The sequence below is a fragment of the Pedobacter sp. KBS0701 genome (assembly GCF_005938645.2).
In the GTDB taxonomy this organism is placed as follows: domain Bacteria; phylum Bacteroidota; class Bacteroidia; order Sphingobacteriales; family Sphingobacteriaceae; genus Pedobacter.
Map to the genome: position 1 here is coordinate 686752 of NZ_CP042171.1, position 14461 is coordinate 701212.

Annotated in this window: 13 protein-coding genes; 10 read left to right on the top strand and 3 right to left on the bottom strand. The window is 38.5% G+C overall.

Annotation, left to right across the window (positions count from 1 at the left end):
• The first annotated feature begins 172 nt into the window (after positions 1–172).
• From FFJ24_RS02650 to FFJ24_RS02680, 7 genes are all read left to right on the top strand, one after another.
• Positions 173–1390 (top strand): PQQ-dependent sugar dehydrogenase, encoded by a 1218-nt coding sequence (locus tag FFJ24_RS02650; RefSeq protein WP_138820663.1) that lies wholly within the window; start codon positions 173–175, stop codon positions 1388–1390.
• A gap of 243 nt (positions 1391–1633) precedes the next feature.
• Positions 1634–2350 carry a M15 family metallopeptidase gene (locus FFJ24_RS02655; RefSeq protein WP_138820664.1) on the top strand — a complete coding sequence of 239 codons (717 nt, stop codon included), beginning with the start codon at positions 1634–1636 and terminating at the stop codon, positions 2348–2350.
• A 1-nt stretch (position 2351) separates the two neighbouring features.
• Positions 2352–2867, top strand: coding sequence for a hypothetical protein (locus FFJ24_RS02660; protein WP_138820665.1), 516 nt, complete (start codon positions 2352–2354; stop codon positions 2865–2867).
• Between the two features lie 284 nt (positions 2868–3151).
• On the top strand, positions 3152–4069 hold the full coding sequence (locus tag FFJ24_RS02665) for a DUF58 domain-containing protein (RefSeq protein WP_138820666.1): 918 nt from the start codon (positions 3152–3154) through the stop codon (positions 4067–4069).
• 75 nt (positions 4070–4144) lie between these two features.
• Positions 4145–4606 carry a redoxin domain-containing protein gene (locus FFJ24_RS02670; RefSeq protein WP_138820667.1) on the top strand — a complete coding sequence of 154 codons (462 nt, stop codon included), beginning with the start codon at positions 4145–4147 and terminating at the stop codon, positions 4604–4606.
• Positions 4607–4611: 5 nt separating this feature from the next.
• Positions 4612–5130, top strand: coding sequence for a thioredoxin domain-containing protein (locus FFJ24_RS02675; RefSeq protein WP_138820668.1), 519 nt, complete (start codon positions 4612–4614; stop codon positions 5128–5130).
• Positions 5131–5726: 596 nt separating this feature from the next.
• Entirely contained in the window at positions 5727–7463 is a 1737-nt protein-coding gene (locus FFJ24_RS02680; RefSeq protein WP_138820669.1) for a thiamine pyrophosphate-dependent enzyme, read from the top strand.
• Positions 7464–8060: 597 nt separating this feature from the next.
• On the opposite strand, the gene hppD is transcribed toward FFJ24_RS02680, so the two are convergent.
• Together hppD and FFJ24_RS02690 are read right to left on the bottom strand one after the other, a co-directional pair.
• The gene (gene hppD, locus FFJ24_RS02685) at positions 8061–9191 is read right to left on the bottom strand and encodes a 4-hydroxyphenylpyruvate dioxygenase (protein ID WP_138820670.1); all 1131 of its coding nucleotides are present in this window, start codon (positions 9189–9191) and stop codon (positions 8061–8063) included.
• Positions 9192–9351: 160 nt separating this feature from the next.
• On the bottom strand, positions 9352–10518 hold the full coding sequence (locus FFJ24_RS02690) for a homogentisate 1,2-dioxygenase (protein WP_138820671.1): 1167 nt from the start codon (positions 10516–10518) through the stop codon (positions 9352–9354).
• Positions 10519–11059: 541 nt separating this feature from the next.
• Between FFJ24_RS02690 and FFJ24_RS02695 the strand changes: the two genes are divergently transcribed.
• From FFJ24_RS02695 to FFJ24_RS02705, 3 genes are all read left to right on the top strand, one after another.
• On the top strand, positions 11060–12058 hold the full coding sequence (locus FFJ24_RS02695) for a fumarylacetoacetate hydrolase family protein (RefSeq protein WP_138820672.1): 999 nt from the start codon (positions 11060–11062) through the stop codon (positions 12056–12058).
• A gap of 277 nt (positions 12059–12335) precedes the next feature.
• A complete protein-coding gene (locus FFJ24_RS02700) occupies positions 12336–13223 on the top strand; it encodes a flavin reductase family protein (protein WP_138820673.1) in 888 nt (295 codons plus the stop codon).
• 24 nt (positions 13224–13247) lie between these two features.
• Positions 13248–13853 carry a YdeI family protein gene (locus FFJ24_RS02705; protein WP_138820674.1) on the top strand — a complete coding sequence of 202 codons (606 nt, stop codon included), beginning with the start codon at positions 13248–13250 and terminating at the stop codon, positions 13851–13853.
• Here FFJ24_RS02705 and FFJ24_RS02710 read toward each other — a convergent pair whose 3' ends face one another.
• Positions 13854–14399, bottom strand: coding sequence for a C40 family peptidase (locus FFJ24_RS02710; RefSeq protein ID WP_138820675.1), 546 nt, complete (start codon positions 14397–14399; stop codon positions 13854–13856).
• Positions 14400–14461: the final 62 nt, after the last annotated feature.

Genomic DNA, 14461 nt, shown 5'->3' on the forward strand with positions numbered 1-14461 from the left:
AAGTACTTCATTTAATAATTTTTAATCAGGTTCGAATTATAGAGCGGCATTCATAAATTGAACTCGTTTTAGTAGTGGAAGAGAAAAGTTTCGGATCTTTAACAGTAATATTACTATCCCAGACTTCTTGTTATAAACATAATTTTGTTTCTTTAATAAAAAACTAACAATCATGTCTATTCACTTATTTAACAATAAAACTTTAGCGATTTTATTGGGTGGCTTGGTCATAAACTGTGCAAATATTGCATCTGTATCGGCCCAAAACCCTGTTGAAACCAATGAACCTTCAGCTGATTATAAACCTGCCTTTGCCGGGCAGACCAGAATTGCAGGCATAAAAACCAAAACCCCTCTGGATATTAAGGTCATCAATGAAAAATTAGAAAATCCATGGGCAATTTCAGTACTTCCCAATGGTGGTTTTCTGATCACACAAAAGCAGGGTACCATGGTGATCCTTACCCCGGATGGAAAATTGAGTAAAAAAATTACCGGTTTACCAAAGGTTGATCCATCCGGTCAGGGTGGTTTACTGGATGTAACCTTAGATCCCAACTTTGCCAAAAATAAAATGATCTATTGGGCTTATTCGGAGCCACAGGATAAAGGCGTTTTATTGGCCATTGCCAAAGGTAAACTGGCTGCAAACGAAACTTCAATAGAAAACCAGACCATTATTTACCGTGCTACACCTGCTTATACGGGTAAACTTCAGTACGGATCTAGAATTGTTTTTGATAAAAACGGAAATTTATTTGTAAGTACAGGCGAACGTTCAGGTAACGATATCAGGATACAGGCACAATATTTAAATTCTTCATTAGGTAAAATTTTGCACCTCACCCCAGAGGGAAAAGCGGTTGCAAATGGTCCATTTACAGGTAAAGCCGATGCCCGACCTGAAATTTATGCTTATGGACTCCGTAATCCGGATGGTTTAGCCATTAATCCGTCAACCGGAGATTTATGGGAGGCGGAGTTTGGACCAAAAGGTGGTGATGAGGTAAATATCATTAAGCCGGGTAAAAATTATGGCTGGCCAATTATTACCTACGGAACAGAGTACAGCGGTAAAAAGGTTGGAGATGGTATTCAGCAAAAAGAAGGGATGGAACAACCGGTTTATTACTGGAATCCAAGTATTTCACCTGGTTGTATTGCGTTTTACAACAGCAACAGTATAGCTGAGTGGAAAGGCAATTTATTTGTAGGCGGTTTGGGCGGTTCGCACATTATCCGTTTGGTAATTAAAGATAATAAAATTGTTGGCGAAGAGCGCTTGCTGGAAAACAAGGGTGAGCGTTTCCGCGATATGGCAGAAGGTAAAGACGGAGCGCTTTATTCGGTAACCGATAACGGGCACTTGTATAGGATTGCAAAGAAATAATATTTGATAAAACTGTTTGGTGAGCCACCAAGCAAGGAATCGAAAATAAATTGAAAATATTTTCCAATAATACCCCGCAGTTTAACTTGCGGGGTATTATTTTATCAGTTTTGTCCAAACCCTGCAGGTTTTTAAAATTTACAAGGTTTGGATATTATGGCATTTTAATTGCTGTAAAATTATTATTCCCTATTATTTTATTGTGATTTAATAATTAGTTGTCAAAACATTAATAACATAATTATGGAATATTCTTTAAAGGAAAAAAGGAATGCAGGTATTTTATTTACTTTTTATGATCCTTTTAAATCATTTCAGAGTTTTAACTCATGTTCATACTCCAGCTCTTCAATAACGTTGATTATTGATACTATTCATAAAAATTATGTAGTAGAAAAAAAATCTGCAAAAGGTGGAGTGGATATAGATTATTATTATCTCGATTCGGGAATAATTTGGGATAGAAGAAGAGTTATAAAGTTTAACAAAAAGGCAAACTCTTTGCTATTAATTGTTGAAAATGGATTACCCAGACATTTAAGGCCAACTTGGGATGATACAACAAATAAAAGAATTTTAACTTTAGATAGAAGATTGCAAAATCCTGCAAGAGAATTTATCAATACAGTTGAAGAGGAGCTTGGGATACAATTGAGGATTGTACAAGCTTTAAGAACGATTGCTGAACAAAATGCGTTATATAATCAGGGGAGATCAACTCCAGGTAATATTGTTACCAAGGCAAAGGGGGGGTCAAGTTATCATAATTATGCTTTAGCTATGGATGTGGTAATTGTGAAAGAAGGGCAGGCAATTTGGAGTATTTTGCCAAGAGAAGTCGTTCAAATTGGAGAACAACTCGGATTTGAATGGGGAGGGAATTGGAAGGGGTTTAAAGATTATCCACACTTTCAGATGACTTTTGGGAAAAGTATTAAAGATTTAAAAAATGGAAAATAGCATGAAGAGACTTCTAATATTGTTAATTGCTGTTATTTGCAGCAGCCATAATACTTTTGCAGTTGATAAAAATCCAGTTAATGATGATATAGATAGCATGGCTATAATAAAGAAAATCAAATCTGATTTTGCATCGATCAACAAAAAACTGAAGTTTTATAAAAAGAAAAAAAGAGATGCTTTCGGAATGTCGGCGGAAGGTGGTGAGGTAACTGGCTATTATAGTAAAGGCGCACTTAAAAAGATACATTGTGTTTTTTATGGCGAAACCGGAAAGGCCGAATCTGATTATTATTTCAACAACAGTGGTTTGTTCTTTTTATATAAGAAAGAAGTATTTTACAATAAGCCGATTTCTTTAAAAGGGTTTAAAATTAAAAGTAGCATAGAAACCCGTTATTATTTGTTTGGAGATAAGGTGATTAAAACTATAGTAAAGCCCAATACTTTAGTATTATCATACGTTGAAATAAAAGCTGGGCTTGAGCAAATTATGGATATTTTAAATGAAAAATAGGTTTTAGACCTCGCAGGTTTCATAAACCTGCGAGGTCTTTTTTATCATTTTAAAGCGGTAGGTTTTGCGTTAGGGATTGTAAGGGTTCAGTACCGATCTTTCATCGGTACCGGAGCGAAGCGCAGCCCTGCAAAGCCCGCCCCTTGCGTAGCTTGGGCAACGCCCTAATCAGTTTACAGTTTGAAATTTTAAGTTTTCAGTTGGCTACTGTTTTACGTTTGAAACTTTGGAAGTGTTGGCCAGTTTTTCATTTTTTTTAATAAATCTTTTACTAGCTTTACGATATGCAGGTTGTAAACTACGAGAACAAAACAAGCTATGGTAATTTAGAATTGCTGGCCCGGCAAGTGGTAGAAGGTTTTATTACTGGCTTGCATAAAAGTCCGTTTCATGGCTTTTCCGTTGAGTTTGCAGAGCACCGCCAATACAATAATGGCGATAACGTTAAAAATATCGACTGGAAATTATATGCTAAAACCAATAAACTTTACAGCAAACGTTTCGAAGAAGAAACCAACCTGCGTTGTCAGTTTGTGATTGATGTTTCCTCATCAATGTATTTCCCGGAGCCGAAAAATAACAAACTGATTTTCTCGATACAGGCTGTGGCATCTTTAATGTACCTGCTAAAAAAACAGCGCGATGCTTTCGGATTAAGTCTATTTACCGATGAGATATTGTTAAATTCTCCGGCAAAATCGACTACGGTGCATCAGAAATATTTATTTACCCAACTGGAAGAACTGCTGCAGAAACCAAAGGTAAATGCACAGACTAATTTAAGCGAGGCACTGCACCAGGTGGCAGAACTAATCCACAAACGCTCATTGGTAATTGTCTTCAGTGATCTCTTCAATACGCAGACCAATGCCGATAAAACCGATCAGTTTTTTGATGCTTTACAGCACTTGAAATTTAACAAACATGAAGTAGTGGTTTTTAATGTGGTTGATAAAATAAAAGAGGTAGATTTTAATTTTGAAAACCGCCCATATCAGTTTATTGATATGGAAACCGGCGAAACTATTAAAGTACATACCAATCAGGTAAAGGAAAATTATACTGCAGCTGTTTCCAGTTACCGCCAGCAGATTGCTTTAAAATGTGCCCAATATAAAATCGACTTAATTGATGCCGATATGAATGAAGGATTTTATCCTGTTCTCCAGTCATATTTAATTAAAAGGCAAAAATTAGGCTAAGCTTTTGTTTCAAAACAAAAACAACAGTAAGGGTACACTGTTAATTAATAGACGATTTAATTTAAACTCGATAATATGTTAGAAAAAGGCGCTACAGCACCAGATTTCGAATTGAATGCTACTCCTGATCAGAAAATAAAACTTAAAGATTTTAAAGGCAAAAATGTTATCCTGGCTTTTTACCCTGCGGATTGGAGTCCGGTTTGCAGCGACCAAATGGCACTTTATAACGAAATGCTAAAATATTTTAACAAGTATGATGCACAGATTTTTGGTGTCTCTGTAGACAGTGTTTGGTGCCACCTTGCTTTTGAAGAAAACAGAAAACTACATTTCCCGTTACTGGCTGATTTTGAACCAAAAGGTGCGGTCTCTAAAGCTTATGGTGTATATGATGATGAAGTTGGCGAAAGTAAACGGGCACTGTTTGTGATTGATAAAGACGGAAAAATTGCCTGGAGTTATTTATCACCTGTAGCCGTTAACCCTGGTGCTGATGGGATTTTGGATGCATTGGAAGAATTAAGCAAAAAATAAAAGCGATGAGCACATTAAAACCCGAAGTAAACGATCAGGATCATATTCAAGGTAATGATTCGGCAAGTATTACCATTGTGGAGTTTGGCGATTATCAGTGTCCATACTGTGGAGATGCTTATCCCATCATGAAAGAAATTGAAGAAACTTTTGGTCATCAGATCAGATTTGTTTTCCGCCATTTTCCTTTGGCCAATGCGCACGAATATGCTTTTCCGGCAGCCATTGCGGCTGAAGCAGCGGCATTGCAAGGCAAATTTTGGGATATGCACGATGCACTTTACGAAAACCAGTATCGTTTAAATGGCGAGCTGTTCGACGAACTGGCCGAAACCATTGGGTTGGATTTAGAACAGTTTCAGAAAGATAGTGCTTCAGAAAAGATCAAAACTATTATAGAAGACAATTTTGACAGCGGTATGCGCAGTGGCGTAAATGGAACACCATCATTTTATGTAAACGGAACCAAATTTGATGGCGGAGCTGCTGATTTGTATCAAATGCTTAAGGAAAGTACGGAGTGATTTTAGAGAAGTCAAGTTTTAAAAACTTGATTTCTCTTTTTATATTCGTGGCTAAACATTTAGCCATCATTATATTTATTGTTGATACCGTTTCGGGTTTCGGGATCTTTTCTGCTAGATAGACCCTGAAATAAATTACCTGCGGTGAGCTCGCTTAGGGCTCGGTTTACTGTCTCTTCCGCTATACTACAGGTCAGGGTGATGAATATTATTAAAATATCTATAGAAAACCTTTAAAATATTTCACTAATTCGAACTGAGGTTATTGGCTAATTTAATAAAAAAAACCTCATGTATTTTGCAATACATGAGGTATCAGATAAGGGTAACCGGAAAACTAAAAAACTAATTATGAGTTTTTAGAATTTAACAAAATTGAAATCGCTTCGTGTTTTGTTATTTCAAAGGTGCACTTCATTTATGAAGTTTTAGTGAAGAAACTTCATGTAGCTATTATAAACTTTACTTATGTTACAAATTGTTGGTATAAAGTCTTTGTAAGGTCAGATTGGTTCTTTTCTGCTTCTAGGCTAAAACAATATACCAGCTTCTTCTATTTAGTAGCTATATAAAATCCATCATTAAAAAATACTTTCATGGGTAAAAATGTTGCAGAACAACTGGTTGAAATGCTGGTTGAGGTTGGTGTAAAAAGAGTTTATGCCGTTACCGGAGACAGTTTAAATTATTTTAACGATGCTGTAAGAAGAAATGGCAAAATAAAGTGGATCCACGTACGTAATGAAGAGGCTGGTGCATTTGCAGCAGCAGCCGAAGCCGAACTTGACGGGATTGCCTGTTGTGCGGGTAGCTGTGGTCCGGGCCACGTGCATTTGATTAACGGCCTTTACGATGCACATCGATCACATGTTCCCGTAATTGCCATAGCCTCCACCATACCAACAGGGGAATTTGGAATGGACTTTTTTCAGGAAACGAATACCATAAAATTATTTGATAATTGTAGTTATTATAACCAGGTAGCTACCACTGCGGAGCAGGTACCAAGAATGTTTCAAACAGCTGTTCAGCATGCCATTCATAAAAAAGGTGTTGCCGTATTCGGTTTGCCTGGTGATGTAGCGCAAATGGATGCAGTGGAGAGCGTAACATCTATGCAATTGTTCAACAATAAACCGGTGATCCGCCCATCAGATCTGGAATTAAATGAACTGTCAACTTTACTGAATGGTGAAAAGAAAATTATGCTTTATTGTGGGATAGGCGCTGCCGATGCACATGATGAAGTGGTAGAATTAGCAGGTAAATTAAAAGCGCCGGTAGGGTTTTCATTCAGAGGGAAAATGGGGATACAATACAATAATCCTTATGAAGTGGGTATGACAGGACTTTTAGGACAGCCATCTGGCTATCACGCCATGCACGAGGCCGATGTAGTGCTTCTACTGGGAACTGATTTTCCTTATGTAAATTTCATGCCTGTAAAGAACAAAATTGTGCAAATTGATGAAAAACCTGAGCGTTTGGGCAGGAGGGCTAAACTTACCATGGGTTTATGTGGAAACATCGGCGATTCGATTAAAGCATTATTACCACTTCTCTCCGAAAAGAAAGATGATAGCTTCTTAAAATCTCAATTAGAGTTTTATCAGAAAGTGAAAGAACAGCAACAGGGTTATGTTAAAGATCAGGGTGAGGAAAATAAAATCCAACCTGAATTTGTAGCTGAAACCATAAATCGTTTAGCAGCCGATGATGCTATTTTTACGGTAGATACCGGGATGTGCTGTGTTTGGGGAGCACGTTTTATCGATGGAACAGGTAAACGTAAAATGCTTGGATCTTTTAATCATGGTTCTATGGCCAATGCTATGCCGATGGCCATTGGTGCAGCCTTGGCGCATCCACAGCAGCAGGTAATTGCGCTTTGTGGTGATGGCGGCTTATCAATGCTTTTGGGTGATCTGGCAACCATTAAACAGTATAACCTGCCGATAAAATTGATTGTTTTTAACAACAGGGCCCTGGGAATGGTAAAGTTGGAAATGGAAGTGGATGGCTTACCCGATAATGAAACCGATATGATTAACCCTGATTTTGCGTTGGTTGCACAGGCCATGGGCTTTAAAGGAATAACTGTAGCCAGGCCTGAAGAGGTGGAAACTGCGATTAGTCATGCGTTAAAAGAGGAAGGACCTGTGTTGTTAAATATCATGACCAATCCCAATGCCTTGGCAATGCCACCAAAAATAGAATGGGCACAAATAAAAGGTATGACAGAATCGATGGCAAAATTAATGCTGGGTGGTAAAATGAGTGAAGTTCTGGATACGATAAAATCGAATTATAAACATTTGGGAGAAGTATTGTAGTTGAGAAAAGTTTCATCATTCCCAACTTGATTGGGAATCTTAATGCATGTTAATGTTTCATAAGCATTAAGATTCCCGCCTGCGCCTATCGTGTGGACACAATTAATTATAACATTCTTCTATCGCTCTATGCCGCTGGGCATGGCACTTTGGAGCGCCAAAGTACCCAAAGCGCTTTGTCATCCGATGGCTATCGGATCCAGCAATGAGCCTTTTGCACAATCTCACGCGCATCAAAAAAACAGCGACACTTCGTTTAATCAGGTATTATTTGTGTTTTCTTTGGTCTGATTGAGCCCTGCGGGGTTTGTGTTCAATATTCTTTAAAATTAAATCATCGGTTATGAACACAAAACCACTGCGTTTCAGGTTTGTTAGTGCCGTTTTTACTGTTGTGCACCTGTTTTTTTGATTTCCCCGGCTCTTGGGATTGACGGCGTCCTTGGTTAAAATCCGTGCTTTATTAAAGTTGGTTAGCAAAAAGCCTAAAAATACTTAATAAAGATGTGTCCATACGATAGGCCTGCGCGGGAATGACGAGTTAAATAAAAAACGTCATCTCGAGCGGAGTGCAGCGTAGTCGAGATGACGGAATTACTATAAATTACCTCTCAATTCCTGCTCACGTTCCAACGATTCGAATAGTGCTTTGAAGTTACCCGCACCAAAACTCTGCGCACCTTTACGCTGAATAATCTCGAAGAAAAGGGTAGGGCGGTCTTCAACAGGTTTGGTGAAAATCTGCAATAAATATCCTTCTTCATCGCAATCGACCAAAATGCCCAGGCTTTCCAATAAGGCTATTTCTTCATCAATTTTGCCCACACGCTGAGGCATCATATCATAATAAGCTTCTGGTGGAGCACTTAAAAATTCAACGCCACGTGATTTTAATTCTTTAACGGTTTTAACAATATCTTTTGTTGCTACGGCAATATGCTGAACGCCTTCACCCTCATAATATTCCAGATACTCTTCAATTTGCGATTTCTTTTTGCCTTCGGCAGGCTCGTTAATCGGGAATTTCGAATAACCGTTACCATTACTCATCACTTTACTCATCAAAGCTGAATATTCGGTATTGATTTGCTTATCATCAAAAGATAGAATATTTACGAATCCCATTACATCCTCATACCATTGTACGGCTTCGTTCATGCGGTTCCAGCCCACATTACCCACACAATGATCAATATATAAAAGGCCCGCATCAGCTGGTTGATAATCGCTTTCCCATACCCGGTAACCTGGCATAAAAGTTCCGGTATAGTTTTTACGTTCTATAAACATGTGCACCGTTTCGCCATAAGTGTAAATACCGCTCATTTTAACTTCGCCATGTTCATCAGTTAAGGTCTTAGGCTCCATGTATGGCCTGGCGCCACGTTTTGTGGTTTCTTCAAAGGCACTATAAGCATCATCCACCCAAAGCGCTAATACTTTTACGCCGTCGCCATGTTTTTTTACATGCTCTGATATCGGATGATCAGATTTTAATGCTGTGGTCAGGATCAGCCTGATTTTACCCTGTTGCAATACATACGACGAACGATCGCGTACGCCAGTTTCCGGTCCGGCATAAGCCAGGCTTTGAAACCCAAATGCCGTTTTGTAGTAATGAGCCGCTTGTTTTGCGTTGCCTACATAAAATTCGATATAATCTGTTCCGTTAATAGGCAAAAAATCTGGTGCTTTTGATATTTTTTCTGCGAATGTTTGTGTTTCCATTTGTTTTTATTTAAGTCCGAGGTGGGAGGTCCGAAGTCGGATGTGATATGTTGTTTTTAAATGTTTTAAGGTTGTAAAGTTTAAATGTTGGATAATTGCTAGCCATCTATTTCGTCTGCAAGTTATCTTCGGACCTTGGTCTCCCGACTTCCTACTAATTTTATTCTACATTAATCTGCCAGCTTTTGTGATAATTCTCATCCTCTATATCCAAAGCATCCTGTGTAAGCATTAAAGGCTTAAAAGGATCGATCATTACTGCCAGCTCATCTGTTTTTTCTTTCCCGATTGATTTTTCTACAGTACCCGGATGGGGCCCATGTGGAATACCGCCTGGGTGTAAGGTAATCTGACCTTTAACCACACTCTTGCGGCTCATAAAATCACCATCTACATAATAAAGCACTTCATCACTATCCACATTACTGTGATTATAAGGCGCAGGGATCGAATCAGGATGGTAATCGTATTTGCGGGGAACAAAAGAACAAACCACAAAATTGTGTCCTTCGAAAGTTTGATGAACCGGAGGCGGTTGGTGCAGGCGTCCTGTTATCGGCTCAAAATCGTGGATAGAGAAAGCATAGGGATAATGATAACCGTCCCAGCCAACATAATCAAAAGGATGCGTACCATAAGTGTATGGATAAATTAAGCCCTGTTTTTTAATGAGTACTTTAAAATCGCCGTATTCATCGTGTGTTTGCAGGTTTTCTGGTAGCCTCAAATCGCGTTCGCAGTAAGGAGAATGTTCCATCAACTGCCCAAACTGATTTAAATATCTTTTTGGCGGTCTTAGCGGACTAAAACTTTCTACAATAAACAACCTGTTTTGTTCGGTATCAAATTCCATTTGATAGATGGTTCCCCTTGGAATGATCAGGTAATCGCCGTAAGCAAACTTAATTTCTCCGAATCCTGTTTTCAGCTTTCCAGAACCTTCATGTACGAAGATCATCTCATCGGCCTGACTATTTTTGTAGAAATAGTCGGTCATTGTTTTCCTAGGCGCAGCCAGAACGATATGCAGATCGCTATTTACCAAAACAGCTTTTCTGCTTTCTAGAAAATCATCTTCAGGTTCAATATTGAAACCGATTAAACTGGTGTGCTTCAGGTGTTTTTCACGTGCGATTTTTGGCTCAACACTATAAGGTTCTCCCAAATGTTTTACCATGGTTGGCGGATGACAATGATAAACCAACGAATATAAACTGGAAAAACCTTCGGTTGATACCAATTCTTCGGCATAAAGATTTCCATCAGGTTTACGAAAAACCGTGTGACGTTTAGCTGGAATCTGCCCCAATTTATGATAAATAGGCATAATTATATGATGTTATGGTTAGAAAAGAAAAAATCCTAATGAATTAACAATTAAAACGGCTACGCGTTTCAATTAAAAAGAAGGGTGAATAAAATTACAGTGAATACTGAGCCATGATCAGCTTGGATAGCATCTTATAGCGACGGGCTGCAATAGCGTCGTTTACCAGATTAATATGTAATGCTTTTAAGATCATGGTTTTAATACTACTAAGGTAAGTATTTTATTCAAAAGTTAAAATTTTAAATACTTAATATGCAATCATCCCAATGAAAAATATTTTTACAGGTTTAATTTTTTTTAGCCTATCGATAAATTGGGAGAAGCGGGGTGCCTACTGCTACAGGTGTACCATTGGGAATATCGGGTGGATGATTGGGGGGTATTTCCAATTGAAAACGTTTCAAAGTACTTCAGCCAAAAGATTTTCGGGTAATAAAACCAACCCTTCAACAATATACCGTGTTAAAATAATACGGATTAAGTTTTATTTTGAATAACCTAATTGCTTAGCTTTACCGCGTATTTAACCAAATCATATATGAAACTAGTATCCTATAAAACCGAAGACAGAGAGCATCTTGGTGTGTTTGTAAGTGGGCATATCTATAATTTAAATAGCTGCGATAAGCTTATTCCTGACAACATGAACGAATTTTTGCAGGGAGGAGAGGTGTTAATGGAAAGGGCAAAACGCATTGATGATCAGATTAAAGAAGGAAGCCTGGAGGCTAAAGAAGAAATTTTTTATGAGATTTTGGCGCCTGTTCCGCATCCTGCCAGTTGTCGTGATGGTTACGCTTTCAGGCAGCATGTTGCTGCGGCACGTAGAAACAGAAAGGTAGACATGATTCCTCAATTTGATGAGTATCCAATCTTTTATTTCACCAATCACAACGCTATTCAGGGTACAGGAGATATAGAATGCATGCCAGATCATTTTGATAAACTGGATTTCGAATTGGAGCTTGCTATTGTTATCGGTAAAAAAGGAAAAAATATTAAAGCCGCTGAGGCTGATGAATACATTGCAGGTTATATGGTAATGAACGATATGAGCGCCCGTACTTTGCAGATGGAAGAGATGTTGTTGAATTTAGGCCCTGCAAAAGGAAAAGATTTTTCTACCGTAATTGGCCCATGGCTGGTAACGCCTGATGAATTATTGCAGTACAAGGTTGCTCCTAAAGAAGGGCATGTAGGTAATGCTTACGATCTTAAGATGACCTGCAGAGTAAACGGCATCGAAGTTTCAAAAGGAAATGCTGCTGATATGGACTGGACTTTTGCCGAAATTATTGAACGTTGCGCTTATGGTGTCGATATTCTTCCTGGTGACGTAATTGGTTCAGGAACGGTGGGTACGGGTTGTTTCTTAGAATTAAATGGTACTGGTTTACTTAACGATCCAAATTATAAAGTACAATGGTTACAGCCAGGTGATGTTGTGGAGATGGAAATAACAGGGCTTGGTGCTTTGACCAATACTATTACGAAGGCTGACACGGATTTTTCGATTTTAGCCTTAAAGAAAAATTAATTTCTGAGGTTTAAGGAAAGCAAGGTTCCGAGCATTTAGCTTGGTGAAGCCCTGCCATCCGCTTTACTTCGCAAGGGCTGAACTAGCCCTTACTTCGTGTTCGCTATTGTCAGGTTTATATTACTTAGGTCAACCTTGCTATGTAAACCCGGCAACAGCGGCTATCTCCCGATTTTTCATCGGGAATAATAACGTATAGCGGGACTGCTGTTTCCCAATAACCACTGCATTTGCTTTCTAAAAAAAGAATAATTTTAAAATCTAACTCAATAAAACCTTGCTGACCTTAAATACCTCCGATTTAACCCCTGTAGAACTACAAAACTACCTGCAGTACGCTATCGCTCCGCGACCGATCTGTTTTGCCTCAACTATTGATGCCGAAGGAAATATAAATTTAAGCCCCTTCAGTTTCTTTAATATGTTTAGTACAAATCCACCCATCTGTATTTTTTCCCCATCGAGGAGGGTACGCGATAATACCACTAAACATAGCCTGGAAAATGTACTACAGGTTAAAGAATGCGTGATCAATATTGTAAACTACGATATGGTGCAGCAGATGAGCCTGGCCAGTACCGAGTATGCAAAAGGCATAAATGAGTTTGAGAAAGCTGGTTTTACCATGCTGAAATCTGATCTGGTTTGGCCGCCAAGAGTTGCCGAGGCGCCAGTGCAATTTGAATGTGTGGTAAATGAAGTAATTTCGTTGGGTGATAAGCATGGCGCAGGAAACCTGATTCTGGCTGAAATAAAAGTAATCCACATCAAAGAAGAAATTTTAGATGAAAACGGTAGGATCGACCAGCATAAAATTGATCTGGTAGCCCGTTTGGGTGGCGACTGGTATTGCAGGGTTACAAAGGATAATTTGTTTAAAGTGGCAAAACCTTTAGCTAAATTGGGTATCGGGGTTGATCGTTTACCACAATCAGTCCGCTTTTCGAAAGTATTAACAGGAAACGATTTAGGCATGCTCGGCAATGTTGAGCAAATACCCACTGATGAGGAAATTGATCTGATCAACACAAATCCCGAAGTTAAAGAAGTACTCGATGCCACAATTGGCGACAGTACCAACCGCGAAAGGGAGTTGCATGAACTTGCGAAGAAATTTCTGAATAATGGAGATGTAGACCTTGCTTTAAAGGTTGTTTTGCTTTAAATTTATTATTGTAATCTCTTAGTTATGCACACAATTGTTCAGGTAGACCAGTACATTATTAATTCGGCAGCGTTTGCCATTCCGATTTTGGATCATTTAAGGAGTCTGGTGCATAAGGCGGATGCACGGATTGAAGAGAAAATTAAATGGGGGATGCCGTTCTTCGATTATAAAGGTACGGTTTGTCACATGGCGTCTTTCAAGCATCATTGTGCCTTTGGTTTTTGGAAAGGCTCGTTAATGCAGGATGAGTATGGCATCTTTAAAGAACATTCTGAAGCCATGGGCTTATTGGGTAAAATAAAATCTTTTGATGACCTGCCATCTGATGAGATCCTGATTGCCTATATTCAGCGAGCCATTCAATTAAATGAGGATAATATAAAACTACCACCAAAACCAAAAGCTACTGAGAAGAAAGAACTGGTTATACCTGAATATTTTATGGAAGCTTTACAAGAATACCCTGAAGCTTTAGCGACATTCCAGAATTTTAGTCCATCCAATAAAAAAGATTATGTATTGTGGCTTGAGGAAGCTAAAACGGAAGCAACCAGAATAAAAAGATTGGAAACCACTTTAGAATGGCTTGCAGAAGGCAAAACGAGAATGTGGAAATATAAAAAATAATTAAAGAATACTCACAATTTTCATGAAGCGGGCCTTATAATGACCATCAAGATCGGTAATGGTTACCTGGTGCGCTTTACCCGAAGAGGCATGAATAAATTTGATCCCGTTTTCATCAATAGAATAAACAATTCCAACATGACCGATTCTTCTTATTCTTGAATTACTGCCTGTGAAAATCAGTACGTCGCCAACTTTTGCATTTTCCAAACTGGTTTCTTTACCCGCATAGCTAAATTCTCTTGAAGAACGTGGAACTTTAAAGCCAAAATTGCTAAACACATAACTTACAAAACCAGAGCAATCAAAACCAACTTTCGGGTTACTTGTAGCATAACGATAGGGGATTCCTAACATACTTTTGGCAAAATCGATAAGGGTTGTGGAGTTTGTGGAAGAGTTGTTTTCCGTAACTGTTGCATTTTTTGGAAGGCTGGCAACTAATTTCTTTACCAGGTCCTGGTATTGAGCGGGTAAGATTGTTTGGGCTTTTCCTGCCGTGGCAGACAAAATGAAAAACAAAATCGGGATTATTATTTTCTTCATATGTTGGAGCCAAAGATATAAAAAATATCTAAAGTCGATTAAAATGTTGAAAATGAGTTAAA